25 protein-coding genes and 1 pseudogene are annotated in these 25,886 nt (G+C 65.6%); 11 read left to right on the top strand and 15 right to left on the bottom strand.

Annotation, left to right across the window (positions count from 1 at the left end; translation table 11 throughout):
• Positions 1-2 precede the first annotated feature (2 nt).
• The 7 genes from ABDW61_RS17830 (at position 3) to ABDW61_RS17800 (ending at position 6,204) form a co-directional block, all read left to right on the top strand.
• On the top strand, positions 3-794 hold the full coding sequence (locus ABDW61_RS17830) for a sulfurtransferase (protein ID WP_343640559.1): 792 nt from the start codon (positions 3-5) through the stop codon (positions 792-794).
• A complete protein-coding gene (locus ABDW61_RS17825; RefSeq protein WP_343640543.1) occupies positions 791-1,765 on the top strand; it encodes an alpha/beta fold hydrolase in 975 nt (324 codons plus the stop codon). The genes ABDW61_RS17830 and ABDW61_RS17825 overlap by 4 nt, the downstream gene beginning before the upstream one ends.
• Positions 1,766-1,904: 139 nt before the next feature.
• The gene (locus ABDW61_RS17820) at positions 1,905-2,702 is read left to right on the top strand and encodes an ABC transporter substrate-binding protein (protein WP_343640542.1); all 798 of its coding nucleotides are present in this window, start codon (positions 1,905-1,907) and stop codon (positions 2,700-2,702) included.
• Positions 2,703-2,770: 68 nt separating this feature from the next.
• Positions 2,771-3,463: an ABC transporter permease gene (locus tag ABDW61_RS17815; RefSeq protein ID WP_343640541.1), complete on the top strand. Its 693-nt coding sequence runs from the start codon at positions 2,771-2,773 to the stop codon at positions 3,461-3,463.
• Between the two features lie 58 nt (positions 3,464-3,521).
• The gene (locus ABDW61_RS17810) at positions 3,522-4,208 is read left to right on the top strand and encodes an ABC transporter permease (RefSeq protein WP_343640539.1); all 687 of its coding nucleotides are present in this window, start codon (positions 3,522-3,524) and stop codon (positions 4,206-4,208) included.
• 98 nt (positions 4,209-4,306) lie between these two features.
• A complete protein-coding gene (locus tag ABDW61_RS17805) occupies positions 4,307-5,434 on the top strand; it encodes a succinylglutamate desuccinylase/aspartoacylase family protein (RefSeq protein ID WP_343640538.1) in 1,128 nt (375 codons plus the stop codon).
• On the top strand, positions 5,434-6,204 hold the full coding sequence (locus tag ABDW61_RS17800) for an ATP-binding cassette domain-containing protein (RefSeq protein WP_343640536.1): 771 nt from the start codon (positions 5,434-5,436) through the stop codon (positions 6,202-6,204). Before ABDW61_RS17805 ends, ABDW61_RS17800 begins: the two co-directional genes overlap by 1 nt.
• Before the next feature lie 428 nt (positions 6,205-6,632).
• Here ABDW61_RS17800 and ABDW61_RS17795 read toward each other — a convergent pair whose 3' ends face one another.
• The 6 genes and pseudogenes from ABDW61_RS17795 to ABDW61_RS17770 form a co-directional block, all read right to left on the bottom strand.
• Positions 6,633-8,999, bottom strand: coding sequence for an AAA family ATPase (locus ABDW61_RS17795; protein WP_343640535.1), 2,367 nt, complete (start codon positions 8,997-8,999; stop codon positions 6,633-6,635).
• A 559-nt stretch (positions 9,000-9,558) separates the two neighbouring features.
• Positions 9,559-9,861: a transcriptional regulator gene (locus ABDW61_RS17790; RefSeq protein ID WP_343640533.1), complete on the bottom strand. Its 303-nt coding sequence runs from the start codon at positions 9,859-9,861 to the stop codon at positions 9,559-9,561.
• A gap of 16 nt (positions 9,862-9,877) precedes the next feature.
• Entirely contained in the window at positions 9,878-10,165 is a 288-nt protein-coding gene (locus ABDW61_RS17785) for a type II toxin-antitoxin system RelE/ParE family toxin (RefSeq protein WP_343640531.1), read from the bottom strand.
• A 155-nt stretch (positions 10,166-10,320) separates the two neighbouring features.
• Positions 10,321-10,632: a hypothetical protein gene (locus tag ABDW61_RS17780; protein ID WP_343640530.1), complete on the bottom strand. Its 312-nt coding sequence runs from the start codon at positions 10,630-10,632 to the stop codon at positions 10,321-10,323.
• 7 nt (positions 10,633-10,639) lie between these two features.
• Positions 10,640-10,963 (bottom strand): annotated as a pseudogene (locus tag ABDW61_RS17775) (type II toxin-antitoxin system RelE/ParE family toxin); the annotation flags it as partial.
• Positions 10,964-11,124: 161 nt separating this feature from the next.
• A complete protein-coding gene (locus ABDW61_RS17770) occupies positions 11,125-11,523 on the bottom strand; it encodes a hypothetical protein (RefSeq protein ID WP_343640529.1) in 399 nt (132 codons plus the stop codon).
• Positions 11,524-11,690: 167 nt separating this feature from the next.
• On the opposite strand from ABDW61_RS17770, the gene ABDW61_RS17765 reads away from it, so the two are divergent.
• The gene (locus ABDW61_RS17765; protein WP_343640557.1) at positions 11,691-13,262 is read left to right on the top strand and encodes a polyamine aminopropyltransferase; all 1,572 of its coding nucleotides are present in this window, start codon (positions 11,691-11,693) and stop codon (positions 13,260-13,262) included.
• A complete protein-coding gene (locus ABDW61_RS17760) occupies positions 13,259-14,896 on the top strand; it encodes an FAD-dependent oxidoreductase (RefSeq protein ID WP_343640528.1) in 1,638 nt (545 codons plus the stop codon). Before ABDW61_RS17765 ends, ABDW61_RS17760 begins: the two co-directional genes overlap by 4 nt.
• 13 nt (positions 14,897-14,909) lie before the next feature.
• Here ABDW61_RS17760 and ABDW61_RS17755 read toward each other — a convergent pair whose 3' ends face one another.
• The 9 genes from ABDW61_RS17755 to ABDW61_RS17715 all read right to left on the bottom strand — a co-directional run bounded on the left by ABDW61_RS17755 (position 14,910) and on the right by ABDW61_RS17715 (position 24,416).
• Positions 14,910-15,185 carry a hypothetical protein gene (locus ABDW61_RS17755; RefSeq protein ID WP_343640527.1) on the bottom strand — a complete coding sequence of 92 codons (276 nt, stop codon included), beginning with the start codon at positions 15,183-15,185 and terminating at the stop codon, positions 14,910-14,912.
• A 22-nt stretch (positions 15,186-15,207) separates the two neighbouring features.
• The gene (locus ABDW61_RS17750; protein WP_343640526.1) at positions 15,208-15,576 is read right to left on the bottom strand and encodes a type II toxin-antitoxin system RelE/ParE family toxin; all 369 of its coding nucleotides are present in this window, start codon (positions 15,574-15,576) and stop codon (positions 15,208-15,210) included.
• A 164-nt stretch (positions 15,577-15,740) separates the two neighbouring features.
• Positions 15,741-15,992 (bottom strand): molybdopterin converting factor subunit 1, encoded by a 252-nt coding sequence (gene moaD, locus ABDW61_RS17745; protein WP_343640524.1) that lies wholly within the window; start codon positions 15,990-15,992, stop codon positions 15,741-15,743.
• A gap of 44 nt (positions 15,993-16,036) precedes the next feature.
• Positions 16,037-17,278: a gephyrin-like molybdotransferase Glp gene (glp, locus tag ABDW61_RS17740; RefSeq protein ID WP_343640555.1), complete on the bottom strand. Its 1,242-nt coding sequence runs from the start codon at positions 17,276-17,278 to the stop codon at positions 16,037-16,039.
• A gap of 61 nt (positions 17,279-17,339) precedes the next feature.
• On the bottom strand, positions 17,340-18,749 hold the full coding sequence (gene thrC, locus ABDW61_RS17735; RefSeq protein WP_343640523.1) for a threonine synthase: 1,410 nt from the start codon (positions 18,747-18,749) through the stop codon (positions 17,340-17,342).
• Between the two features lie 44 nt (positions 18,750-18,793).
• Entirely contained in the window at positions 18,794-20,389 is a 1,596-nt protein-coding gene (locus tag ABDW61_RS17730; protein WP_343640521.1) for a tetratricopeptide repeat protein, read from the bottom strand.
• Between the two features lie 67 nt (positions 20,390-20,456).
• The gene (locus tag ABDW61_RS17725) at positions 20,457-21,815 is read right to left on the bottom strand and encodes a hypothetical protein (RefSeq protein WP_343640519.1); all 1,359 of its coding nucleotides are present in this window, start codon (positions 21,813-21,815) and stop codon (positions 20,457-20,459) included.
• 34 nt (positions 21,816-21,849) lie between these two features.
• Entirely contained in the window at positions 21,850-23,160 is a 1,311-nt protein-coding gene (locus ABDW61_RS17720) for a homoserine dehydrogenase (RefSeq protein WP_343640518.1), read from the bottom strand.
• Positions 23,161-23,189: 29 nt separating this feature from the next.
• A complete protein-coding gene (locus tag ABDW61_RS17715) occupies positions 23,190-24,416 on the bottom strand; it encodes a pyridoxal phosphate-dependent aminotransferase (protein WP_343640517.1) in 1,227 nt (408 codons plus the stop codon).
• A 130-nt stretch (positions 24,417-24,546) separates the two neighbouring features.
• On the opposite strand from ABDW61_RS17715, the gene ABDW61_RS17710 reads away from it, so the two are divergent.
• Together ABDW61_RS17710 and ABDW61_RS17705 are read left to right on the top strand one after the other, a co-directional pair.
• Complete coding sequence (locus ABDW61_RS17710) at positions 24,547-24,921, top strand: Mth938-like domain-containing protein (protein ID WP_343640516.1); 375 nt, start codon at positions 24,547-24,549, stop codon at positions 24,919-24,921.
• A 172-nt stretch (positions 24,922-25,093) separates the two neighbouring features.
• Positions 25,094-25,573, top strand: a complete 480-nt coding sequence (locus tag ABDW61_RS17705; protein ID WP_343640515.1) for a peroxiredoxin — start codon at positions 25,094-25,096, stop codon at positions 25,571-25,573.
• Positions 25,574-25,886 lie beyond the last annotated feature (313 nt).

Raw genomic sequence — 25,886 nt, 5'->3', positions numbered from 1 at the left:
GCATGAACACCGCCGTCCTGCCTGATTCTTCTTCGATCCTCAACATCTCCTGCTACCTCTTCGTCGCGATCGACGCGCCGGATGTGCTGAGGGGCGTCTTGCACGAACGCGCCCAGGCGCTCGGTCTGAAGGGCACGGTCCTGATCGCGGAGGAAGGCATCAACCTGTTCCTGGCGGGCTCTGCGGATGCGGTGCGTGCGTGGGTGGAGGCGTTGCGGGGCGACTCGCGCTTTGCCGGGTTGGCGCCGAAGGAGAGCTGGAGCGATGTGGTCCCGTTCCGCAAGCTGCTGGTGAAGGTGAAGCCGGAGATCATCCGGATGAATCATCCGACGATCCGTCCTGACCGGGCGCCGCGGGCGCCGGCGTTGCCGGCTGCGACGCTGCGGCGTTGGCTGGACCAGGGTCATGATGACGAAGGCCGTCCGGTGGTCACGCTGGACACGCGCAATGCGTTCGAGGTGGATGTGGGCGCCTTCGATGGTGCGATCGACTGGCGCATCGCCAAGTTCAGCGAGTTTCCGGAGGCTGTACAGGCGCATCGAGCCGAGCTCGACGGCAAGACGGTCGTCAGCTACTGCACGGGCGGCATCCGTTGCGAGAAGGCGGCGCTCTATCTGGAGCAGGAGGCGGTCCGGCATGGTCTGGACGCGAAGGTCTACCAGCTCGAGGGCGGCATCTTGAAGTATTTCGAGGAAGTCGGCGGCGCGCATTACCACGGCACCTGTTTCGTCTTCGACGAGCGCCGCGCTGTCGACCCCGAGCTGGCGCCATCGCCCGACTCCGTCGTCGAATGAGCGAGCGCCCCACTTTCGGCGCGCGGCTGATGAAGCTGCTGGGGTTCGCCGTGCTGGCGACCGCGTTGCTGGCGATGGCCTTCCGCGCGCCGGACCGGCCGCTGGAGAGCTTGGTGGCGCGCTGGGCGCCGCCGCCGTCGGACTTCATGGAACTGAAGCTGCCTGGCGGCCAGGTGCAGCTGGTCCATTACCGCGATGAAGGGCCGCGCTCCGACACCACTCCCATCGTGCTGCTGCACGGCACCGCCGCCAGTCTGCACACCTGGGAGGGGTGGGTGAAGTCGCTGAGCGCGACGCGGCGCGTTGTCACGCTGGATCTGCCGGGCTTCGGCCTCACTGGTCCGTCTTCATTAGGCGATTACAGCGACGACGCCTATGACTCGTTCCTGTTGTCGTTCCTGGGGCAGTTGCAGATTGGCCGCATGGTCCTCGGTGGCAACTCGATGGGCGGCGGGCTGGCCTGGCAGTTTGCCGCGCGACATCCGGAGCAGGTCGCGGCGCTCGTGCTGGTCGATGCCGGCGGTCTCGATGTGCACAGCGACGCCGTGCCCGATGGCTTCCGCGTGCCCGAGTGGCGCGTGCTCCACTGGCTGGCCGGCGTGTTCCTGCCGCGGCCGCTGGTGGACCGCAGCGTGCGCGAGGTCTACGGTGATCCGGCCAAGGTCACGGCCGCGCTGGTGGACCGCTACTTCGAGCTGACGTTGCGCGAAGGCAACCGTGAGGCCCTCGCGCAGCGGCTGGCGCAGCGCGAGCCCGGCCGCCACGCCGCCCTGTTGCCGCGCATCCAGGCGCCGACGCTGATCCTGTGGGGCGGCCGCGACCGCCTGATCCCGCCGGCCGCGGCCGAGCGCTTCCACGCCGCCATCAAGCACAGCCGCGTGCAGCTGTTCCCCGGATTGGGGCATGTCCCCCAGGAGGAGGACCCTGCGTCCACCGTCCAGGCCGTTCACACGTTTTTGCACTCTCCTTAACCCTGATGGCCGCCACGCGTGCGGCATTGCAACAATCCCCCCCATTCCGGACCGTCCTCCTCCGACGCGGGCTCGAACCGCCAGGAGGCAGGAACCGGAAGTCCAATCCACGATGCCTGCTCAAACCCAAGGAGCCTTCATGCAACGACGACAACTGATCGCGCGCGCCGCCCTGGCCGCCTGCGCCCTGCTGGCCACCGCCGGCGCCGCCAGCGCCCAGGCCCCTGACTGGAAGAAGATCCGCATCGGCGTCGAAGGCGCCTACCCCCCGTTCTCCGAAGTCGGCGCCGACGGCAAGCTCAAGGGCTTCGAGATCGACCTGGCCTATGCGCTGTGCGCCGAGATGAAGGCCGAGTGCACGCTGGTGCAGCAGGACTTCGACGGTCTGATCCCGGCGCTGCAGGCGCGCAAGGTGGACGCGATCATTGCCTCGGTGTCCATCACCGACGAGCGCAAGAAGGTGATCGCCTTCTCCAACCCGTACTACAACACCCCGGCCCGCTTCACCGCCAAGGCCGACGCCAAGTTCGACTTCTCGCCCGCAGGCCTGAAGGGCAAGAAGATCGGCGTGCAGCGCGCGACCATCCACGAGAAGTTTGCCGCCGAGACCTTCAAGCAGAGCGAGATCGTCCGCTACGCGACGCAGGACCAGGCCTTCCTGGACCTGAAGTCGGGCCGCGTGGACCTGACGCTGGCCGACCTGGTCGCCGCCGACGTCGGCTTCCTGAAGACGCCGGCGGGCAAGGGCTTCGCCTTCGTGGGCCCGAGCTACAGCGACGTGAAGTACTTCGGCGTTGGCAGCGGCGTGGGCATGCGCAAGGCCGACGAGAAGACGCTGGGCAAGAAGTTCAACGATGCCATCGCGGCGGTCAAGGCCAACGGCACGTTCAAGAAGCTCAACGACAAGTACTTCGAGTACGACATCTCGGCCAAGTGACCCGGCCCTGAGGCCTCGAGGCCCGGCGCAGCCGGGCCTCTTTCCATGAGAACGAAGAAGGACGTCGAATGATCCTGCACGGGTACCTGCCCAGCCTGCTCGAGGGCGCCGTACTGACCCTGGGCGTGGCCCTCAGCTCGATGGCGCTGGCCATGGTGCTGGGGCTGCTCGGCGCGATGGCCAAGCTGTCGAAGTTCCGTGTCGCCAAGGGCATCGCGACCGTCTACACGACGCTGATCCGCGGCGTGCCGGACCTGGTGCTGATGCTGCTGATCTTCTTCGGCGGCCAGGTGGCGGTGAACGCGATCGCGCTGCAGATGGGGCATGAGGAGTACATCGACGTCAATCCCTTCGTGGCTGGCGTGGTCACGATCGCCTTCATCTTCGGCGCCTACCTGACCGAAGCGTTCCGCGGCGCCTTCCTGGCGGTGCCGCCGGGGCAGCGCGAGGCGGGCCTGGCCTTCGGCATGAGTCCCGCGCAGGTCGCGTGGCGCATCACCTTCCCGCAGATGTTCCGGCACGCGCTGCCGGGGCTGTCCAACAACTGGCTGGTGCTGATCAAGAGCACCGCCATCGTGTCGGTCATCGGCCTGCACGACCTGATGACGCGCGGCTCGCAGGCCGCCGGCAACACCCGCGAGCCGTTCGTGTTCTACCTGGCGGTCGCGCTGATCTACCTGATCTTCACCTCGGTGTCCGAGCTGGTATTCGACCAGCTGCAAAAGCGCCTGTCCGTCGGCGTGCGCCGGCATTCGCTGTGAGCGCGGCGGCCCGAACGCCAGCGCCCTGCCCTCCGACATCGACCGAACGAAGCCCTTCATGAACCTGGACGCCATCGTCGAGAACTTCCCGCGCTACCTCACCGGCGCGCTGACCACCGCCGAGCTGCTGCTCATCTCGCTGCTGATCGGGTTGCTGATCGCCGTTCCGCTGGGGGTGCTGCGCACGCTGCCGATCAAATGGCTGTCGCGCACGGTCTGGGTCTACACCTACGTGTTCCGCGGCACGCCGATGCTGGTGCAGCTCTTCCTCATCTACTACGGCCTGGGCCAGTTCGAGTGGATGCAGCAGAGCGCGCTGTGGCCGCTGTTCAGCTCGGCGTGGTTCTGCGCCTGCCTGACCTTCGTGCTGAACACCGGCGCCTACACGACCGAGATCGTCGCGGGCGCGATCCGCGCGCTGCCGCACGGCGAGATCGAGGCCGCCAAGTCGCTGGGCATGAGCCGCTGGGTGATGCTGCTCCGCATCGTGCTGCCGCACGCGCTGCGCCGTGCGCTGCCGGCCTACAGCAACGAGGCCATCTTCATGCTGCACGGCACGGCGCTGGCCAGCGTGGTGACGATCATGGACGTCACCGGCATCGCCCGTGACATCAACGCCACCTACTACATCCCGTTCGAGGCCTTCATCACCGCGGCGCTCTTTTACTTCGCGATGACGCTGGTGCTGGTCGGACTGTTCCATCAGGCGGAGAAGCGCTGGCTGAAGCCGCTGATGCCGCGCTGATGCCGCGCTGATACCGCGCCGATATCGCGTTGATCCCCCTTGCTCCTGCTTCCGCGCTGGCGTCTTCGCGCGCGGTGGCGGGCATCGAAAGAGACTCCATGCAAGTACGACAACATCCGCTCCCGAGCCCGGCCCCGGGCACGCAGCGCGAGCTGGTCTCGCTGCACTACGGCCAGCCTGGCCAGGGCCAGAAGGTCTACATCCAGGCCTCGCTGCATGCCGACGAGCTGCCGGGCATGCTGACCGCCTGGCATCTGCGCCGCCACTTCGACGCGCTGGAGGCCGCGGGCCGCCTGCGGGGCGAGGTGATCCTGGTGCCGATGGCCAATCCGATCGGGCTCTCGCAGTGGTGGCTGCAATCGCACCTGGGCCGCTTCGAGGGGCTGTCGGGCGAGAACTTCAACCGTCACTATCCCGAGCACGTCGAGGCCGCGGCCAGACAGGCCGAGCCGCGTCTGGGCGCGGACCCGGCGCACAACGTCGCGGTGCTGCGCGCCGCGCTGAAGACGGAGATCCAGGCCTCGCCCGCCGACACGGAGCTGAAGGCGCTGCGCAAGACGCTGATGCTGATGGCCTGCGACGCGGACGTCGTACTGGACCTGCACTGTGACGCGCAGGCGGTGATGCATCTCTACACCGAGACCCCCTGCTGGCCGCAGTGCGAGCCGCTCGCGGCCTACCTAGGCGCTGGCGTGACGCTGCTGGCGACGGACTCGGGCGACAACCCCTTCGACGAGGCCTGCTCGCAGGTGTGGTGGAAGTGGGCGCGGCATTTTGGCGAGCGCTTCCCGATTCCGCAGGCGACGCTGTCGGTGACGGTGGAGCTGCGCGGCCAGCAGGACGTCACGCACACGCTGGCCGCCAAGGATGCGCAGGCGATCGTCGACTTCCTCATTCATCGCGGCGTGATTGCGCCGGACGGCGCGGTGCCCCCGGTGCCGGCGCCGGTCGGTGACGCGCGGCCGCTGGCGGGATCGATCCCGATCCCCTCGCCGGTCGGCGGCGTGCTGACCTTCCTGCGCGAGGTGGGCGAGACGGTCAGCGCCGGCGATGTGATCGCCCAGGTCATCGATCCGATCAGCGGGTCGGTGACCGATCTGAAGAGCCCGATCGATGGGCTGCTGTTTGCAAGGGACACGCTGCGCCTGGTCACGGCCGGCGCGCGTGTCGCGAAAGTCGCGGGCCGCGAGGCGACCCGCACCGGAAAACTGTTGGGAGCCCGTTGATGTCCGCGGCCAGTCTTGTTGTCGACAACCTCCACAAACGCTACGGCGAGCGCGAAGTGCTCAAGGGCGTATCCCTGTCCGCGAAGCCGGGCGATGTGATCACGCTGATCGGGTCGAGCGGCTCGGGCAAGAGCACTTTCCTGCGCTGCCTGAACCTGCTCGAGCAGCCTTACGAGGGCACGCTGAAGCTGGGGGCGGAGGAGCTCAAGCTCGTCCGCGACCGTGACGGCAGCCTGAAGGCGGGGGATGCGGCGCAGCTGCAGCGCTGGCGCGCGCGGCTGGCGATGGTGTTCCAGAACTTCAACCTGTGGGGCCACCGCACGGTGCTGGAGAACGTCATCGAGGCGCCGGTGCATGTGCTCAAGCAGCCGCGCGCGCAGGCGATCGAGAAGGCCGAGGCGCTGCTGGCGCGGGTGGGGGTGTCGCATCGCAAGGATGTCTATCCGGCGCAGCTGTCGGGCGGCGAGCAGCAGCGCGTGGCGATCGCGCGCGCGCTGGCGGTGGAGCCGGAGGTGATGCTCTTCGACGAGCCGACCTCGGCGCTGGATCCGGAGCTGGTCGGCGAGGTGCTGAAGGTGATGCGCGACCTGGCGGCGGAGGGGCGCACGATGATCGTCGTGACGCATGAAATGGGCTTCGCGCGCGAGGTGTCGTCGCACACGATGTTCCTGCACCAGGGGCGCGTGGAGGAGCAAGGTAACCCGCGCGAGGTGCTGATCAAGCCGCAGAGCGAGCGCTTGAAGGCGTTTTTGAGCGGGGGGTTGAAGTAGAGGCTTGCCACGGTGAGGGGTCGCCCGCGCTGGGGCGTCCCACGACATCGCGACTCCGGTGACTCGACAGCAGGTCGACGCGCCTCGTGCATCGGCCCCAAGAACAGCCCGGGTCGCCTCCTGGCTCTGCAGAGGGGAATCGTGTTCAGTAGCTGCCCATTTGGGCGACGCTGAACTTCAAATTCGGCAACATGCGCCGCGTGGTTGGAAGGGCGACTTTGCAGCGATTGAGGACGGCCGTTGCCGAATGTTGTGCTCACGATGTCGAGCGCATTGCTGTCATCTGTGCCTGAGCCGTGCCGCCACTGCAGCGGCCGGTCCCTGGAACGGAGCCATCGTCGGAAGGGTGCTCCATGTGCTGGATCAACCAGAATTAGAGAGCCCAAACCGCACCAGGGAGCTTGCGCAGGTCGATTGCTCGCGTCCGCCTATGTGGCTACGCCGATGCTCGCCATGAGTGATTCGTACTGGTCCGGGTCCGCTTTCTTGATTTTCGCTAGGACATGAGCCGCGATCTTCTGGATCTCAGGGATGTCGATCGGCGACATGCCGCGATCCAAGCTTTCCTCCAGGTGCGACAGCTCATTACTCAGGCGAGTCGCAATCTTCCCGGCCATCTCGTCTCCCTCGAAAAACCTCATGACGCGTTCTGTGGCGGTGTCTCGCCCCGTGCCATGCGGATACTTGAAGTAGAGGTAAGCCTCAAAGAATTTTCGTAGGTTGTTTCCAAAGCTGAAGAAGTGATCGTGGTCACCCCCTTGGGGGACTTGGAGAGAACACCGGTAGATTTGATGGAAGAGGTAGTTAAATTCCGTCACATACTTCTTCAGGTAGGCCGGCATTAGCGAAAGGCGGCTGGGCGCGTCACCGTGTCGTTCCACGACGAAGTGCTGCACCTGATTGCTGGGCCCAGACAGGCGCTTGAGATATTTCAGGAAGTCGAGATTGTGAGTCGACACAAAGAGCTGCTTGTATCTGTACGCCTCGGTTCCATCGGCCCTTTTGCGAGGCGCGCATAGCAACTGCTCGATAACGCTGTAGACGAAGAAAACATGGTTGCTGTCCAGGCTGGATATCGGATCGTCGATGTAGACAATCAGTTCCTTGCCACGACTGCCCAAGGCGTCGAGCTTCGCCATGAAGTAACAGAACGCAATCAGGCTACCTTCGCCCTCGCTCAGATTGAAGGCAGGCTGGTTGCCTCGCATGATTTGGAATTTGACGCCCGCACTTGCCGCGTCGTCCACTGCCTCAAGCCTCACCCCACCATGGCCGAAGTAGTGGTTCAGCAAGGTGTTAACGCGCTCTGCGCCTTTACGCTCGTCCTTCTGCTGCGCTTCGAGCTGCTTGATCTCCTGCTCGATTACATGTTCGGCCTGGCGCGCTGCATCCGCCGCGGCCTTGGCCTCCCCGGCCTTCTCGCGAAGTTGGACGATGCTAGCTTCCTTACCGGGGAGGTCCACGGTCAAAAGGAACTCTGCGACCTTGCCGCGCCTGAGCGCTAACCTTGCCGCATCCTTGTCCTTGTTGAGCGTCGCCGAGCGGCCATTGTTGGCTGCGACCACGGCGTTGAACGATTCCGTCGCGACCACAGCGGCGGCCGCGTCGAAATCTCGCAACGGAAGCCTTCCGATTCGAAACAGCGACGCGCGTCGGTTCGCCAACGCCTCCGCAAGTTTCTGCAGGTCTGTCCTGTAGGAATTGATGGCCTTAGCCAGGAGAGCCTTGGCCGTCTCGAAAGCAAGTCGCTCGGACGCATAGAACTGACTTACTTCAATCACTGGCATCCAAGCCATGTCCCGCAGTTCCACATGGATCTTCTCGGCGCAGGCGTCGATCGCCGCTCCGAGCGTCTCAGAAGCCTGATTGAAGTGCTCGGCCAGCTTCTGCCAGAGGTCGGCGGGAAGCTTCTGTCGGCAGAAGGCGCAGTCCTCACGCTTTCCCTTGTGGTGCCCGATGCCCTGGCGCGCCCAAGACTCCAGCGCGGCATCGTCCAGCAAATCCTGCAGCGGCTTGGTCGGCTCTATGGCTGTGACGATGAGCGGTTTAGCCTCGTCGAATAGGGTGTCAAGCTTCGACTTGAAGACTGCGGCGTCGCGGATCTCTGGCAGCGCTTCCTCTTTCAGCAATGCGACGTAGTTTGACCTGTCGGCCTCCGTCAATACGTCGACCTTGTTGCTGGTGACAAAGGCGATGTCGGCCTTGATGCTGTCAATGTTGTATCCCGCATGGCCGAAGGCGCGATCCTTTTTGATGACGTCGTTGGCCTGCCGGCGCAGAACTTCGTCGAGGCCCTCTCTTGCGTCACTGAATCGCTTGTTCGCCTTGGCATGCATTTCCGCTGCCTGGGCCGCGTCGTATCGTGCGCCACGCTTCTCTTCCACACTACCTAGACTGGTCTGCAGCGCTGCAATGCGCTCTGCCAGGGCATTGTTCTCGCCGCCGACGATCGCGAAGGTCTGTATGTTGCCGCCGCGCTGGTCGGTGAGAAAGCTCAAGTTCTCTGCGACGAAATCTCTGTTGTAGACGCGAATGTCGTACGCATGCCCAGTCAGCTGCTGGTGATTCAGATCCCCTTGCTCGCCCCGCACCGCGAAGCTCGCGCCATCGTGGCGCCATGGGATCTCGCCCTTTTCTAGGCTCCTGAAGACCCGCGACAGCGTAGTTTTGCCGGAGTAGTTCCTGCCGTAGATGATGTTGAGCTTCTTGAAGTCCTGAACGTTGTTCCCAGGCGCATCCCTGATGGCGTTTCTCCATTGGAACCCGCTGAAGCTTCCGAACTGTGTGATGTCCAACTGATGAATCACAGTACGCCCTCCCTTCGTCTTTGCGACGTTTGGCCAAATGTCACGCTGCGCATTCGTAGCGGAAAGAGGGTTAACTCGTATCCGTCTGGGGAACTGCCGTCCTATGAGAAGCGGTCCTTAAACCATGTGCGTGACTGCGGCCATCAGTGACCGACAGGTTCGGAAGACGAGGCGGCCAGTCAAGCACCGCGAATCAAGGCAGCCGAGTTTTGGCGGGAGCGGTCGCCCCCAGGCCCTGACCCTAGAACGACTCACAACACCCTTGACCGCTATTGAGCTTTGCCAGCGCCCCTGAAGTGCAAACGGTCCGAAGCGGTTGATCAAGTTGCTCTGAGTCTCGTCTCAGCCGGATGAGGTCGATCAGTTCATTGATCGGCTCTGGACTCCGTACTCGCTCTTGGATGCCAGAGCAAGTTGTGCAGCCGAAGGAGAAAAGGCATCGCCCCTCCTGGCTTGACATCAGGCGTCTCGTCACGCTCGACGTCACGGCGCGAATACAGCTGGAGGAACCTGCCGAGGTGGTCACGGCTTAACTCTTGATCTCCGTCTAACCTGGCGACGGAAACACAGTCGCCATCCCCTTGTCACGGATGGCATGCAGAAGACGCAACGCCGGACCGGTCGGACGATTGAGTCCCAGCTCCCAGCGGCGGAGCACACGCGCTGTGGTGTTCAACATATTGGCGAAGACATACAGGTTGAGATCCTCGCGCTCCCGAATGGCTCGCACCTCTTTCGGCGCCAGCGGCGCAGGTGGCGGCATACCTATCCATTCCAGTTGGCGCATGTCCTCGTCAGACACCCATCCATGAGCGTAGAGGCGACGCCCGTTCTCCAGCATGTGACGCACGACCTCCGACTTCCTTTTACGCATCGCAATTCACCTCCTTCAATTCACCGCGCAGCACGGCCTCGTCACGCTGCACGCCTGACATCGCCGACAAGAGACGAGCAGACAGCTTGCAGCTCTCGAGCGCCTGCGGATCGAGATTGGCCACGGCGCCTTTGGCGAATCCATCGACAAAGAACCAAGGGCCGCCTGGCTTCCTGGCAACGATGACCCGAAAGCCACCTCGCTTGCCGGAGCCGAATCGTGCGATCCGCTTCTTGAAGAGTCCACTACCGAGATCTGCATCGACCAGCCCGTGTGCCATTTCGGCCGCGGCCCGGCAGAGATCTCGGTCTCCGCAGGCCCTGCTTCCTCATCCAGCGCTGAAAGCTCGGTACCACGTAAACGGCGCCGTGATTCATGTTCAACCTCTCACATGACGGCAATGGCGAAATGGCCCCGGGCACGCCCGGGCCGTCTTCATTGGAGCTCGGCGGGCAGGAAGACCGCGTGCACGCCGCGATTGCGCACAAGGTGCAGCAGACGGAGCGCGGGCCCTTGAGGCCGGCCGAGGCCGAGCTCCCAACGCCGCAGCTGCTTCGCCGTCGTGTTGATCAACGTCGCGAAATGATCCAGTGCCAATTGGTCGCGCTCGCGGATGGCCCGGACTTCCCGCGGCGCCAGCGGATCCGGCGCCTGCATCCCGTCGATCTCAAAACCGCGGCGCTGCTCATCGCTGATCAGGCCCTCCCGGTGCCATTGGCGGCCCTCATTCAACAGCCGCTCCACCAACGCCGACTTACGTTTCCGCATCACCGTCCACTTCCTTCAGTTTTCCTCGACCGGTCGCTTCATCCAGTTCCCGTGCGGACATGGCCATCAGCATCAGGCCCTGTCGTTGAATCAACCGGATCGAAGTCAGTTGAATGTCGGCCACCTCGTTCTTCGCGTACCCCTCGATGAAAAACCAGGAGTCACCTTTGCGATTCGCGACGAGCACGCGATAGCCGACTCGTTTGCCAGCGCCGGATCGTGCGATCCGCTTCTTGAAGAGTCCACTACCGAGATCTGCATCGATCAGGCCGCGTGCCATTTCAGCCACGGCCCGGCAGAGATCCCCGTCTCTGCACGCCCTGCTTCCGCATCCAGCGCTGAAAGCCCGGCATCACGTAAACGGCGCGACTCATGTTCACCTTCCCGCGTGACTGCGATGACGAACAGTGCCACGTCTTGCCAGACGCGGCATCGTCCTGAAGAGGGCCGCCTATCGGGGGTGCTTGCCCGCTATTCCGGCGCTACCGTCCCCACCGCCTTCAACGCCGCGAGCGTCGACGCATGCGCCTGCACCAGCGCTGGCGACTGGTCGAAGCGCTGCGCGTAGCGGCGCTTGAACGGATCCTCGCTGTCGCGATCCAGGCTCAGCAGATCGCGGGCGCGCTGCGCGACCGGCAGCGGCGTGGCGCCCGCGTCGGCCAGCCCGTCGATCGCCTCGTCCAGCATCGTGATGAGACGGCTCAACGGCTCCAGCCAGCGCATCTCGTCGCTGAAGGCCAGGACCTGAAGGAACTCGCCCGCGCTCTGCGGGCCGTGGGTCTTCTGATAGTCGCCTCGCTCGAGCTCGACCAGGGCGCGGTGGAGTTCAAGCAGGCTGCGGCGAAGCTGGTGGCAGGCGTCGGTCGACATGATGAACAAGGCAAGCGGATGGAGATCGCAGCATAGCCATCCGCCCCCCCGCGCGCCTGCCTCTTCCGGGTGAGCAGCGGGCGCGGGATCCCCCTCTGGAGGGACTCCCGCGCGTGATAGCCTCGCGCCCCATGTCCCAGCATCCCTCCGCCGACCCGCCCTCCCCAATGGACGGCGATGGCGCCGCTCCCGACGTCCGCTCCCGCGCCTCGCTGCCCGAGGTCCTGCTGCTCGCCAGCGTCTTCGTCATCGCAGCCTGCGGCCTGGTCTATGAACTCGCCGCCGGCGCGCTCGCCAGCTATCTGCTCGGCGATTCGGTCCTGCAGTTCTCCACCATCATCGGCGCCTACCTGTTCGCGATGGGCCTGGGCTCCTGGCTGTCGCGCTACATCGACCGGCAACTGGTCGCGCACTTCCTGCGGCTGGAGCTGCTCGTGGGCGTCATCGGCGGCCTGATGCCCGCCGCGCTGTTCACCGCGCACAGCCTGCTCCCGCCCTCGCAGGTGCTGGCCTTCCGCGTGCTGCTCTACGGACTGGTGCTGCTCGTGGGCACGCTGGTCGGGCTGGAGATCCCGCTGGTGATGCGCATCCTCAAGCGCCACTTCCGGCAGCGCTATGCGCTCAAGGAACTGGTGTCGCAGGTGCTGACCTTCGATTACCTCGGCGCGCTGCTCGTCGCCGTCGCCTTCCCCTTGCTCTTGGTCCCCAACCTGGGTCTGGTGCGCACCGGCCTGTTCTTCGGACTGCTGAACGTCGCCGTCGCGGTGTGGGCGCTGTGGCTGTTCCGCGCGGAGCTGCGCGCGTGGCGCTCGCACGCGCTGACCTGCGCCGTCTCCATCGCGCTGCTGCTCGCCGCCATGGCCGGGGCGGACCGCCTCAGCACCTGGGCCGAGGACCGCTTCTACGGCGAGCAGATCGTCTTCAAGGAGAGCAGCAGCTATCAGCGCATCGTCGTCACCCAGGGCGCGGGCGGGACGCGGCTGTTCCTCAACGGCAATCTGCAATTCCACTCGCGCGACGAGTACCGCTATCACGAGGCGCTCGTGCATCCCGCGATGGCCGCCCAGGGCGCGCCGCGCAAGGTGCTGGTGCTGGGCGGCGGCGACGGCATGGCGGTGCGCGAGATCCTGCGCTACCCCTCCGTCGAGCACATCACGCTGGTCGAGCTGGATCCGCACATGACGACGCTGTTCTCGACGATGCCGCTGCTCAAGCAGCTCAACAAGGGGGCGCTGCTCAGTCCCAAGCTCAGCATCGTCAATGCCGACGCCTTCGGCTGGCTGGAGACGAACGACGAGACCTACGACGTCATCGTCATCGACTTCCCGGACCCGAGCAATTTCGCGCTGGGCAAGCTCTACACGGCCAGTTTCTACAAGCTGGTCGACCAGCGCCTGAGCGCCTCCGGCTATGCGGTGATCCAGTCAACCTCGCCGCTGGTTGCGCCGCGGGCGTTCTGGACCGTGGTCAACACGGTGGAGTCGGTGGGGCTGGTCGCAACGCCGTATCACGCGCACGTGCCGAGCTTCGGCGAATGGGGCTACGTGCTGGCCAGCCATCGGCCCTGGGCGATGCCGCGTCAGCTGCCGGCCGGTCTGCGCTTCCTGAGCCTGGACGGCATGCCGGCGCTGATGAACTTCCCGCCCGACATGGCACGGCCCGAAGGGCTGGAAGTGAACCGGCTCTCCAACCAGGTGCTGGTCCACGAGTTCGAGCGCGAATGGGGCAAGCTGCATTGAATCGGCGTGGGCTGCTGACGCGGGCGCTGGCGAGCTCGCTGGTGCCGCTGCTGTCCGCCTGCGGGCGCGACGCGCGGCCCGTGGCGGACCGGCTGGCCGCGCGCCTGGCGGAGATCCCCGGCGGATGGACCGGCGCGAACTGGGAACGCGGACACCGCCTGCGCGGTGCCCTGCCCGCGTGGCCGGCGGCGGCGGGCTGGCCGAAGCGGGCACAGGTGCTGGTGCTCGGCGCCGGCATCGCGGGGCTGGCCTGCGCGCGCCGGCTGCGGCTGCGCGGCATCGAGGTCGCGCTGCTCGATCTGGAGGATCGCCCCGGTGGCAACAGCCGCGGCCATCGCATCGGCGCGGGCCCGGCGCTTGGCGAGGGTCTTCGCTGCCCGCTTGGCGCGCACTACCTGCCGACGCCCGGCCCCGACGCCGTGGAAGTGCGGACGCTGCTGGAGGACCTCGGGCTCGCCAGCTTCGAGCACGGCCGCTGGGTCTACGACGAGCGCTGGCTCTGCCACAGCCCCCAGGAGCGGCTCTGGTGGAACGATCAATGGGTCGACGGCCTGCTGCCGCCGGCGGAGACACCCGAGCTGCAGGCGCAGTACCGCCGCTTCGGGGAGCTCGTGGAGCAAGCGCGCCGCGAGATCGGCTTCTCGATGCCGAGTTCCAAGCATGCCTGGTCGCCCGCGCATCAGGCGCTGGACGCGAAGACCTTCGCGGCGTGGCTCGACGAGCAGAGGCTGACAGCCGCGCCGCTGCGCTGGTACCTCGACTACTGCTGCCGCGACGACTATGGCGCCGAGGCCTCGCAGGTGTCGGCCTGGGCGGGGCTGCACTACTTCGGCAGCCGGCATGGCTTCATGAGCGGCGAGGAACGCGAGGCCGTGCTGACTTGGCCGCAAGGCAATGGCTGGCTGTCGGAGCGCCTGGCGGCGCCGCTGTCGGACGCCTTCCACGGCGGCCGCACCGCGGTGCGTCTTCGCGAGGAACGGCATGGCGTTCAGGTGCTGGTCTGGAATGACCGGGAGCAGACCGCCGAGCGCTGGGAAGCGGACCAGGTCGTGATGGCGATGCCGCTGTTCATCGGCGCGCGGCTGCCAGAGCAGCCGCCGGCCGCATTGACCGAAGCGGCGCGCGGCATGCGCTACGCGCCGTGGCTGGTCGCCAATCTGCTCCTCGACGCGCCGCCGCTGGAGCGGCTCGGCGCACCGCTGTCGTGGGACAACGTCGTCTATGGGGGCGAGGCGCTGGGCTACGTGAACGCGGACCAGCAGGACCTCGACCCGAGCCGCGGACCGCTGGTGCTGACGGCCTATCGCGCGCTGCGCGAGTCGCAGCGCAAGGATCTGCTTCAGGACGACTGGCGCGCCTGGGCCGGCCGCGTGCTGGCCGACATGGCGCCGCTGCATCCGGACCTGCCGGAGCGGCTGCAGCGCATCGAGCTGATGCGCTACGGGCACGCGATGAGCATTCCGCATCCGGGGCTGCGGGGCTCGGCGGCGCTGGGTGCGCTGCGCGAGCGCGCACAGGGCCGGCTGCACTTCGCGCATGCGGACTTGGCGGGCTACTCGGTGTTCGAGGAAGCGTTCACGCAGGGAGAGACGGTGGCGGCCAGGCTGCTCAAGAGCGACCGCGCGGGACGTTGATCCCGCCCCTCCGTCACGGGAAGACCGCGTCGACGCCACGTTCCCGCATCATGCGCAGCAGCCGCAGTTCCGCGCCATGCGGCTTGCCTTGCCCGAGCTCCCAGCGCCGAAGGCGCTTGGCGGTCGTATTGAGCATGCGCGCCAGCGTGTACACGCTGTAGGACGACTGCTCCCGGATCAGCCGGAAATCCTTCGGCGTCATGGGCTCCGGCGGCAACATCCCCGCGTGCTCGATCCGCCGGATCGCATCGTCGTCGAAAGCACCGCACTCATGCAGCGCCCGACTCATCTTCAAGATCTCCTTGACGGTCTCATTCTTCCGTTTGCGCATCACAACACACCTCTTTCAGTTGTCGATCCGCCACTGACTCCGCCAGCGTCCTTTCCGACATGGCCGTCAGCTCGCGAGCGGCGGTCCGGCACAGGAGCAAGGTCTCGGCATCCACGTCATCCATCACGTTCTTCGCGTAACCCTTGATGAAGAACCAAGGACCGCCGCGTCGATTGGCAACGAACACCCGGTACCCGCCTCGCTTGCCGGCGCCGCATCGTGCGATCCGCTTCTTGACGAGTCCACTACCAAGATCTGCATCGATCAGACCCCGTGCCATTTCAGCCACGGCATCGCACAGGTCGCTGTCTCCGCAGCCCCTGCTTTCGCATTCAGCGCAGAAAGCCATCGATCACGAATACCAATCCGGCCATGTCCACTCCCTGCATCACGGCAATGCAGGACAGTGCCAGGTTTTGACCGTTTTGACTTCGTGCTGAAGGCGGCACCCCGAAGGGGGTGTCGGTGTTCGCCGAGGCACGCATCCCGCGTGCCGGGCGCTCGGCCGCCCGTTCAGCCGCCCGTGACCGGCGGGAAGAACGCCACTTCCGAGCCGTCCTTCACCGGCGTGTCCTCCGGCAGGATCTGCTGATCCAGCGCGCAGCGGATCGCCTTGCCTCGCGCCAGCGCCTGCGCATGCGCCTCATCGCTGGCGATCAAGGCATCGCGGATCGAGCCCAGCGTCGCGCCCGCGTGATGCGCGATGCGCTCGTCGGTGCCGAGGGCCTCGCGCAGCGAGGCGAAGTAGCGCACGGTGATCGTCATCTCAATACAGCTCGTCAGGTCTCATCAGGACGCGGGATCCCGGATCAGAACAGGTCGTTGAAGGACAGGAAGCGCAGCAGCTGCCCGGGCTCGACCGTGCTGCCCGGCGGCAGGTCGATCAGGCCGTCGGCCCAGGCGGCCGAGCTCATCACGCCAGAACTCTGGTTGCCGAACAGCTGCAGTCCGCCCGCGTCGCTCAGCTTCGCGCGCAGGAACTCGCGGCGCTTGTCCGCCTTGGTCCAGGTGAATTCGGCCGGCAGCTGGAAGCCGCGCGGCGCCAGTTGCGTCGCGCCCTGCATCCGCAGCAGCACCGGCCGCACGAACAGCAGGAAGGTCACGAAACTCGACACCGGATTGCCCGGCAGCCCCATGAACCACGTGCGGCCACCAACGCTGGTCACCTCGCCGAAGGCCAGCGGCTTGCCCGGCTTGATCGCGATCTGCCACAGGTCCAGCCGGCCTTCGCGCTCAAGCGCCGGCTTCAGGTGGTCCTCCTCGCCGACGGACACGCCGCCGGAGCTGAGGATCAGGTCCGCGTCCTTCGCCGCGTCGCGCAGCGCGGCGCGCGTCGCATCCAGCGTGTCGGGCACGATGCCCAGGTCCCGCACCTCGCAGCCCATCGCCAGCAGCAGCGCATGCAGCGTCGTGCGGTTGGAGTTGTAGATCTGGCCCGGGCCGAGCGGCTGGCCCGGCAGCACCAGCTCGTCGCCCGTCGAGAACAGCGCCACGCGCGGCCGCGCGGCCACCGTCAGCGCAGCTGCCCCCGCGGTGGCGGCCAGTCCCAGCGACGCGGCATTCAGGCGCGATCCGGCGCTCAGCACCGTCTGACCGACTCGCAGGTCCTCGCCGCGGCGGCGGATGTGAAGGCCCGGCGTCAGTGCTCCGCGGATGCGGACCTGCCCGAGGCTCGCGCCCGCGGGATCGGCGATCGCTTCGCACTGCTCCTGCATCAGCACGGCATCGGCGCCCGCCGGCACGGTCGCGCCGGTGAAGATCCGCGCCGCCGTGCCCGGCTGCAGCGCAACAGGCACGGAGCCCGCCGGCACGCGTTGCGAGACCGGCAGCACCGCGCCCTCGCCGCCCTGCGCCGCCAGCTCAGCCACGTCGGCCGCGCGCATCGCGTAGCCGTCCATCGCGCTGTTGTCGTACGGGGGAACGTCCAGCGGCGAGACCAGGTCCTGCGCCAGCACGCGGCCGCGCGCCAGCGGCGTCGTCACCGACTCGGTCCGGCCCAGCGCCGACACCTGCGAGAGCAGGCGCTCGAGCGCCTCCTCCATCGGCATCATCGGCGCGCGCGCGCCAGCGGCCGGCGCCGGCCCGGCGTCGGACCTGGATCCCGATGCGGCTTCAGACATGCTCGACGATGAACTGCTTGACCTGCTCGACGGAGACCGGAAGCACCGTCACGCGCTTCGGGCGCGACTCCAGGTCGGCGAGCGCGGCGGGCCGCGGCGGCACCAAGCCAAGCGCTTCCTCGATCGTCGCGGCGAACTTCGCCGGCAGCGCCGTCTCCAGCACCAGCATCGGCACGCCCGGCTGCCGGTTCGCGAGCGCGACCTTGAGACCGTCCGCTGTGTGCGTGTCGATGATCACGCCGTACTGCGCGTGGCACTGGCGGATCGTCGCGACGCGGTCTTCATGCGTGCTGCGGCCCGAGATGAAGCCATAGCGCGCCGAGATCCGCGCGCGCTCCTCGGCGCTGATCTCGAAGAAGCCCTTGGAGGCCAGCTCCTCGCCGAACAGCCGCTTCACGCGCGCGGCGTCACGGTCCAGCAGATCGAAGACGAAGCGCTCGAAGTTGCTGGCCTTGGAGATGTCCATCGACGGGCTGGAGGTCTCCAGCGTGTGCTCGGCGCCGCGCGGGCGGTAGACGCCGGTGCGGAAGAACTCGTCGAGCACGTCGTTCTCGTTCGTGGCCACGACCAGGCGCTCGATCGGCAGGCCCATCATGCGCGCCACATGGCCCGCGCAGACGTTGCCGAAGTTGCCCGAGGGCACGGTGAAGGCCACGCACTCGCCCTCCCCCTTCGTCGCCTGGAAGTAGGCCGCGAAGTAGTAGACGACCTGCGCCAGCAGCCGTGCCCAGTTGATCGAGTTGACCGTGCCGATGCGATGGCCGCGCTTGAACTCGAGGTCGTTCGAGACCGCCTTGACGATGTCCTGGCAGTCGTCGAACACGCCCTGCACGGCGATGTTGTGGATGTTGGGATCCGCCAGGCTGAACATCTGCGCCTGCTGGAACGGGCTCATGCGGCCGTGCGGGCTCAGCATGAAGACCTGGATGCCGGCCTTGCCGCGCATCGCGTACTCGGCGGCGCTGCCGGTGTCGCCCGAGGTCGCGCCCAGGATGTTCAGCGTCTCGCCGCGGCGCTGCAGCTCGTACTCGAACAGCTGTCCGAGCAGTTGCATCGCCATGTCCTTGAAGGCCAGCGTCGGCCCGTTGGACAGCGCGACCAGCGCCAGCCCCGGCTCCAGCGGCTTGAGCGGCGTGATCTGCGGCGTGCCGAAGACCGCCTCGGTGTAGGTGCGATGCACGATCGCCTTCAGGTCCGCGGCCGGGATGTCGTCGATGTAGAGCGACAGGATCTCGAAGGCCAGGTCGGCGTACGGCAGGCCGCGCCAGCGCGCGAGCGTCGCGGCATCGACCCGCGGATAGGCGGTGGGCAGGTACAGCCCGCCGTCGGGCGCCAGGCCCTCCAGCAGGATGTCGCAGAAGTGGCGCTCGGCCTGGTCGCCGCGGGTGCTGAGATATTTCACGTCTGAGATGTGTTTGATGGCAGAAAGCTTATTCAGCAGCCTGGCTAATCCAATTGACTGGGCATCAGATTCGCCACACCGGGAAAGCGACGCTCCACGTGGCCAATATACGTCGCCACGTGCTGTTCAATGTCCTCGTCAGCAAGCAGGCCCGAGGCGCGCGCCAAGTCGACGGCTCGCTTGTACGCAATAAAGAACGACATTGTGTCGATGCCGCGCTCAATACTGGTACTCGCCACAAGCAGGCTCCTTCGAAACTCCGCAATGGCCGCTTCCTCTTGACCGGCGCTTTGGAGTATTGAGGCGTAGACAGAGATCGTGCTCACAAGGTCGGCGGTGGCACGCTGATCGCCCGGTTGCTCCTCAATCAGGCGCTCGAAGGTCTCTATCGCTTCCTTCATCAGCGGAATTGCCTCGTTCGGTTCACCCTGCAGATAGAAGGTCGACGCGAGGTTCAAGAGCGATACCGCAAGACCAGCGTCAAGCCTGCTGCGAGAACTGTCCGACGCCATCCCTATGCACCGCCGAGCAATTGACAGACCCTCAGAGAAATGACGCTCAGCCTCAGCGAGATTCCCCTGACGCTGCGCGACCAGGCCCGCGCCTTCGACACCCATCTTCAGGGCCTCAAGCACCTCCAAAGCCGCCCCGAACTCCTTCAACATCTGCGTCCAGATCTTAAGTGCCTCCGACGCAGCTTCGCCTGCCAGTTTGAGATCGCCCGCGTCGATGGCACTGAATCTGAGGCCTTCCCATGCCATTCCCAACAAACGCAGGCCGGTGCGTCGATCTCGCATCGCCGACGTCGCACGTTTGGCGGATTCAAGAGCATCGAGCGCAGCTACGAGAGCTTCCTTGTGCTCTCCCATTGCATCCAACACTCGAGAGCGCAATCTATGGGCTTCGAAGGCCTGAAGCGATGGCGAAATAGTCGGGATTGCGCTAGCAGCTGCTTCGCGCGCGCGCGTCAGAAAAACAAGGCGCTCAGAGATTGCAACTGCGTCAGCAAGACTTCCTTCTTCAAGAGCGCCCTCCGCTGCGACGAGACCCGCGTCAACATCAATGCGATACGCTGAGTCGTCCACGATCACATTCGGGGAATGCTGAAGATCCCCGAAGTACTTACGCCACTCCTTTAACCATCTCTTGGCCTGATCCGCTTGGTCAGGCGTAGCAGAGACCACCCCCAGACGTAGTCCCTGGTCAGTCAGGTAGCGATCAATCCACCCTGCGACCTCGGTGACTCCGGAAGCACGCAACACCTCTGAGAGATAGCGCGCATGCCACAAGTCCGGCGCTCTTGCCGCGACCTCCCGTTCGGCACCTTTAGGCAACAAGAGAACCAGAGGTCCCTTTGCTTCGCTCTCCAATCGACTGCGGCGCTCGTTCAGGAGCCCAAGAAGCTCTGATCGCGACTGGTCCCAACTCGTCTGGCCAGCACCGCGGTGCGCTTCTAGCCATAAAACGCCATGTGATGCTCTTTCGATCGCCCCAAACAATTCAGAGATGGAGCGATCGGCAAAGCCATCGGGGTTGCGGTCGGAAATCACCGTTAGCGTCGACCCTTGCTTCAATAGCCAATGCTGAACGCTACGTTTGAGTGGCGCGATGAGCTGAATGTCCTCGACGAACACCACCATGAACGCAAAGCCCTCCACTTGCGACAGTCGCCGGCGAATCTTTCGCCACGCGCTCTCGACACTTTTTTCAATGGCCACTGGAGGAGGCATGGGGCGACAGCGACTGATCCGTTGAAGACCAACTCTCGATGAGATCCCACAAAAGCGGATTGAGGTCCAGCCATTCCTTGCCGTTGCGGTAATTCAAGACGGCGCGGACATTGAAGAAGAAGGCCGCCACCGGCAGGTCCTCCCGGCGCTCGAGCGTCAGCGCATTCGACTCGGCGATGCCCTTGAGCAACGGGAATTCTTCCCTGACAACGAGACTCTGCAACTCCGCCTTGTGCCGCCCAAGGATTGTTTCGACGATCGGATCATCCGCCTTCAGCGGCAGCGACTCCTGCGCGTAGTAGGCTTCGTCCAACGCATCCAGCAGCAGCCGGCGCAGCAGTTGCCGCACATCGCCGCCCGACGCCAGGATCAGGCGGTCCAGCGCTGCCTGCTCGATCACCTCCCGCCAGCGCGGGAAGCGCTTCTCCACGACGCTGCGCATGACGGCGACGCCGTCTTCTCGGGGCTTGCGACGTGCCTTGGCCGGTGGCTCGCAGACCCGCACCGAAGCCAGTACGAACAACTGCACCAGTACCTTCACGTTGGTGAGATAAGGCAGGTAGGGCGGTACCGCGAGAATCAAATGCAGGCGCGGAATGCGCAGCTGATTCAGATCGCCGTCGAATACCTTGACGATGCGATCGAACATCTCCTTAGCCTGCACGCCGATCCCGCGCAGGCGCTCCAGCGAGTCGACCATCAGCACGACTTTGTCGCACTGCCATTTCTCGCGCACGGCATCGGCCATCTCGCAGATGTACTTGCGACAGTCCGCCATCACGCGCTCCTGGCGCGACAGATCGAACTCGCGAAGACGGGCGACGATGCTTTGCTGCTGCGCCCGGAACTCCGCCTTCACGCCGCCCACGGTCGCGCCGGTGATGCTCACATCCGATTGCAACCAACTCGTGAAGCGCGCTATCAGCCCGTCTCGGGTTGGCTGCGCCTCCCCCAGCCCGTCGGCCTGACCGAGACGGTCCGCGAAGGCGATCGCGATCACCAGCAACAAGTCGATGGTGTCAAGGGGGTGCGTGTCGACGAGGTACTCCAGGGCGTCCACGACGAAGGCCCGCGTCCTGGGTTCGGCATTGAGCAGGCTTCCCAGGCGCTTGAGCTCTGTGCTCTTACCGGTCCCCCGCTGGCCGCTGAAGTAATACAGCTGGCCCGGATCCTCGCTGCGCTGGATCGTCCGGGTGAGCACGGCTACGACATCTTCGGCACCCTTCCCATGCAAGTTGTGGACATACAACTTGCTGTCGTAGTCCAGCGCGCCAGGATCATTGGCCAGAACCTTGGCAAAGTCATCCAACAGGGTCGAGAGGTCGGTCGTGCTCATGGGAACTCTAGCGAAGAGGCCTGGGAATTCTCCGTCACGCCAGCTCTTCCTTGCGCAGCTTCACGATCGGCGCCAGCACCGTCTCCAGCGCCTGCATCTTGGCCAGCGCCTCGCTCATGCGGCCTTCCTGCGTGTCGTGGGTCAGGATGATCAGGTCGGTCTGGCTCTCGCCTTCGGCCGACTCGCGCTGCAGCACCGCATCGATGCTGATCTCGTGCTCGGCCAGGATGGTCGTGATGCGCGACAGCACGCCCGCCTGGTCCGCCACGCGCAGGCGCAGGTAGAACGCGGTCTGCACCTGCTCCATCGGCAGGATCGGCGTGTCGTTCATCGCGTCCGGCTGGAAGGCCAGGTGCGGCACGCGGTGGTCCGGATCGGCCGTGGCCAGGCGCGTGATATCGACCAGGTCGGCGATCACGGCCGAGGCGGTCGGCTCCGCGCCCGCGCCCTTGCCGTAGTACAGCGTGGTGCCGACCGCGTCGGCCTGCACCAGCACCGCGTTCATCGCGCCCTCGACGTTGGCGATCAGGCGGTTCGCCGGGATCAGCGTCGGATGCACGCGCAGTTCGATGCCCCGGTCACGCCGGCGCGCGATGCCCAGCAGCTTGATGCGGTAGCCGAGCTGCTCGGCGTACTTGATGTCGGTGGCCTGCAGCGCGGTGATGCCTTCGACATGGGCCTGCTCGAACTGCACCGGAATGCCAAACGCGATCGCGCTCATGATCGTGGCCTTGTGCGCGGCATCGACGCCCTCGATGTCGAAGGTCGGATCGGCCTCGGCATAGCCCAGCCGCTGCGCCTCCTTCAGCACCGTCGCGAAGTCCAGGCCCTTGGAGCGCATCTCCGACAGGATGAAGTTGGTCGTGCCGTTGATGATCCCGGCGATCCACTCGATGCGGTTGGCGGTCAGGCCCTCGCGCAGCGCCTTGATGATGGGGATGCCGCCGGCCACCGCCGCCTCGAAGGCGACCATCACGCCCTGCTCGCGCGCGGCGGCGAAGATCTCGCTCCCATGCACCGCCAGCAGCGCCTTGTTGGCCGTCACCACGTGCTTGCCCGCCTTGATCGCGTCCAGCACCAGCGTGCGCGCGACGCCATAGCCGCCGATCAGCTCGACGACGATGTCGATCTCCGGATTCGCGATCACCTCGCGCGCGTCCGCCACCACGGTGCAGGCATCGCCGACGATGCTCCTGGCGCGCTCGACGTCCAGGTCGGCCACCATCGCGATCTCGATGCCGCGGCCGGCGCGTCCGCGGATCTCTTCCTGATTGCGGCGCAGCACCTGGAACGTGCCGCCGCCGACGGTGCCAATGCCCAGCAGGCCAACTTTGATCGGGTTCATCGTCATGGGTCTTTCAGAAGGTCGAGAGGTCAGCGTCCGTGGCGCTTGCGGTAGGTCGCCAGGAAACGCTCGATGCGGCCGACGGCTTCACGGAGATCGTCCGTGTTGGGCAGGAACACGAGCCGGAAATGATCGGGGGCCTTCCAGTTGAAGCCCGTCCCCTGGACGATCAGCACCTTCTCCTCGGCCAGCAGCTCGTAGGCGAACTGCTGGTCGTCCTCGATCGGATAGATCTTGGGGTCGAGGCGGGGGAACATGTACAGCGCGGCCTTGGGCTTGACGACGCTCACGCCCGGGATCTGCGACAGCAGCTCGTAGGCGAGGTCGCGCTGGCGCGCCAGCCGGCCGCCCGGCGCCACCAGGTCCTTGATCGACTGGTAGCCGCCCAGCGCGGTCTGGATCGCGAGCTGGCCCGGCGTGTTCGCGCACAGCCGCATCGAGGCCAGCATGTTCAGGCCCGTGATGTAGTCCAGCGCATGCCGCTTGTCGCCGGAGACCACCATCCAGCCGGCACGGTAGCCGCAGCTGCGGTAGTTCTTCGACAGCCCGTTGAAGGTCAGCGTCAGCACGTCGTCCGACAGCGCCGCGATGCTGGTGTGCACGTTGCCGTCGTACAGCGTCTTGTCGTAGATCTCGTCGGCCAGGATGATCAACTGGTGCTGGCGCGCGATCTCGACGATCTCGCGCAGCAGCGGCTCCGGATAAAGCGCGCCGGTCGGATTGTTCGGGTTGATCACGACGATCGCCTTCGTGCGCGGCGTGATCTTGGATTTGATGTCGGCGATGTCCGGGAACCAGTCGCTCGATTCGTCGCAGACGTAATGCACCGGATTGCCGCCCGAGAGCGCGACGGCCGCCGTGTAGAGCGGGTAGTCCGGCGCGGGCAGCAGCACCTCGTCGCCGTTGTCCAGCAGCGCGTTGAGCGCCATCACGATCAGTTCGGAGGCGCCGTTGCCCAGGTACACGTCGTCGATGGCAACGCCGCGGATGCCCTTTTCCTGGCAGTAATGAACCACCGCCTTGCGCGGCGCGAACAGGCCCTTCGAATCCGTGTAGCCGGCCGCGTCGGGCAGGTTGCGGATCATGTCCTGGACAATCTCGTCGGGCGGCATCAGGCCGAAGGCGGCGATGTTGCCGATATTCAGCTTGATGATCTTCTGACCCTCTTCCTCCATCTGCCGGGCCTTGTCCAGCACGGGTCCGCGGATGTCGTAACAGACATTGGCCAATTTGCTGGACTTGGTGACGGTTCTCAAGATGGCTCCGGATCAGGGTTTCGCGGGTTCCCAGAGGGAAAATCGGGAGCGTCGATTTAAACACAGGGTTATCGCGGGTAATCGCACGCGAGTCCGATGCCACCCTGCGTCGCTGCCAAAATCAGCCTCAATGAAATTTCAACCCGACCTGCCGCTGGGCGGCAACAGCATCTCCAAGCACGACCTGCACCACGTGTGGGTCAACGGCGTCGAGCGCGCCCACAGCGTCCTCGTGCCGTGGCAGGGCCAGCCCGAGGACTGGAACGTGCGCCGCTTCGAGGACCTCGTCGACGCCCACTTCGAACGCATCCTGCGGCTCAAGCCGGAACTGGTGATCTTCGGCAGCGGCGCGAAGATCCGCTTCGTCAAGCCGGCGCTGTACCGCGGCCTGATCGATGCGCGCATCGGCATGGAGACCATGGACATCGGCGCCGCCTGCCGCACCTACAACGTGCTCGCCAGCGAAGGGCGCGCGGTGCTCGCGGCGCTGCTGATCGAGGACTGAACGGCACGCGATCGCCACGGGCCACCCCCATGGAGGGTGGCGCTGGCGCGGATACCCTCCCTCTCTGGGGGAGCGCACCGACTCGCCCGTGTCGTCCAAGCCAGGGAACGACCCATTCAACGTATAATCGCTGGCTATGCCCGCCGGGGCACATCTCTCTGAAGAACGCCACATGACGCCAGCGCTCAACAAACCCCTTCCGGATATTGAAGCTCTTGCCACGGGAGGCGTGAAGTTCACACCCCAGGCCTTCCTGGGCCACGCCGTGGTGCTGTACTTCTACCCGAAGGACAACACCCCGGGCTGCACCACCGAAGCGATGCAGTTCCGCGACCGCCACAAGGATTTCGTGAAGGCCGGCGCCGTCGTGCTGGGTGTTTCGCGCGACAACATGGCCTCGCACGACAAGTTCAAGCAGAACCTGGAACTCCCCTTCGAGCTGATCGCCGACACCGAAGAGAAGCTCTGCCACATGTTCGGCGTCGTGAAGAACAAGATCATGTACGGCAAGAAGGTCAAGGGCATCGAGCGCTCGACCTTCCTGATCGATGCCCAGGGCATCCTGCGCGAGGAGTGGCGCGGCATCAAGGTCGCCGGCCACGTCGACGAAGTCCTCAAGGCCGTCAAGGCGCTCAAGAAGGAAGCCGCCTGATCGTCGCATCGGACGGAAACCCTGGATCGGACCACCGCGGCCGGCATTGCGCATCCCGGGTTTTCACCGACCGCGACGAGGCGCCGTCCGACAGCAACGCCGCCATCCGTCCGTCACGGGCACACACGGTGAGTTGTGCATAATCGGCCGCATGCCCCTGTGCCTGATCGCAGCGATTGAATCCCGAAGGACGAGCCGCACCGCCCCCGGTGCGGCTTTTTGTCTTCTGGGGTCCGCTGGCGACTTCGAGGCCGCCGATGCCGCCGACACCTCCGGCATCGCCACCGCCCGTCAGGCCCGGGGCATGACCCCT

This window comes from Roseateles sp. (genome assembly GCF_039595595.1).
Classification (GTDB): domain Bacteria; phylum Pseudomonadota; class Gammaproteobacteria; order Burkholderiales; family Burkholderiaceae_C; genus Roseateles.
The sequence above is the reverse complement of the archived record's forward strand: the minus strand, read 5'-3'. Positions and strand labels throughout refer to the sequence as shown.

What these genes read in the sequence shown, in the direction of transcription:
- ABDW61_RS17830 (WP_343640559.1), top strand. Translation starts at nt 3, where the DNA reads ATGAACACCGCCGTCCTGCCTGATTCTTCTTCGATCCTCAACATCTCC.
- ABDW61_RS17825 (WP_343640543.1), top strand. Translation starts at nt 791, where the DNA reads ATGAGCGAGCGCCCCACTTTCGGCGCGCGGCTGATGAAGCTGCTGGGG.
- ABDW61_RS17820 (WP_343640542.1), top strand. Translation starts at nt 1,905, where the DNA reads ATGCAACGACGACAACTGATCGCGCGCGCCGCCCTGGCCGCCTGCGCC.
- ABDW61_RS17815 (WP_343640541.1), top strand. Translation starts at nt 2,771, where the DNA reads ATGATCCTGCACGGGTACCTGCCCAGCCTGCTCGAGGGCGCCGTACTG.
- ABDW61_RS17810 (WP_343640539.1), top strand. Translation starts at nt 3,522, where the DNA reads ATGAACCTGGACGCCATCGTCGAGAACTTCCCGCGCTACCTCACCGGC.
- ABDW61_RS17805 (WP_343640538.1), top strand. Translation starts at nt 4,307, where the DNA reads ATGCAAGTACGACAACATCCGCTCCCGAGCCCGGCCCCGGGCACGCAG.
- ABDW61_RS17800 (WP_343640536.1), top strand. Translation starts at nt 5,434, where the DNA reads ATGTCCGCGGCCAGTCTTGTTGTCGACAACCTCCACAAACGCTACGGC.
- ABDW61_RS17785 (WP_343640531.1), bottom strand. Translation starts at nt 10,165, where the DNA reads ATGGCACACGGGCTGGTCGATGCAGATCTCGGTAGTGGACTCTTCAAG.
- ABDW61_RS17770 (WP_343640529.1), bottom strand. Translation starts at nt 11,523, where the DNA reads ATGTCGACCGACGCCTGCCACCAGCTTCGCCGCAGCCTGCTTGAACTC.
- ABDW61_RS17765 (WP_343640557.1), top strand. Translation starts at nt 11,691, where the DNA reads ATGGACGGCGATGGCGCCGCTCCCGACGTCCGCTCCCGCGCCTCGCTG.
- ABDW61_RS17755 (WP_343640527.1), bottom strand. Translation starts at nt 15,185, where the DNA reads ATGAGTCGGGCGCTGCATGAGTGCGGTGCTTTCGACGACGATGCGATC.
- ABDW61_RS17750 (WP_343640526.1), bottom strand. Translation starts at nt 15,576, where the DNA reads ATGGCTTTCTGCGCTGAATGCGAAAGCAGGGGCTGCGGAGACAGCGAC.
- moaD (WP_343640524.1), bottom strand. Translation starts at nt 15,992, where the DNA reads ATGACGATCACCGTGCGCTACTTCGCCTCGCTGCGCGAGGCCCTCGGC.
- glp (WP_343640555.1), bottom strand. Translation starts at nt 17,278, where the DNA reads ATGATGCCGATGGAGGAGGCGCTCGAGCGCCTGCTCTCGCAGGTGTCG.
- ABDW61_RS17730 (WP_343640521.1), bottom strand. Translation starts at nt 20,389, where the DNA reads ATGGTGGTGTTCGTCGAGGACATTCAGCTCATCGCGCCACTCAAACGT.
- ABDW61_RS17725 (WP_343640519.1), bottom strand. Translation starts at nt 21,815, where the DNA reads ATGAGCACGACCGACCTCTCGACCCTGTTGGATGACTTTGCCAAGGTT.
- ABDW61_RS17720 (WP_343640518.1), bottom strand. Translation starts at nt 23,160, where the DNA reads ATGAACCCGATCAAAGTTGGCCTGCTGGGCATTGGCACCGTCGGCGGC.
- ABDW61_RS17710 (WP_343640516.1), top strand. Translation starts at nt 24,547, where the DNA reads ATGAAATTTCAACCCGACCTGCCGCTGGGCGGCAACAGCATCTCCAAG.
- ABDW61_RS17705 (WP_343640515.1), top strand. Translation starts at nt 25,094, where the DNA reads ATGACGCCAGCGCTCAACAAACCCCTTCCGGATATTGAAGCTCTTGCC.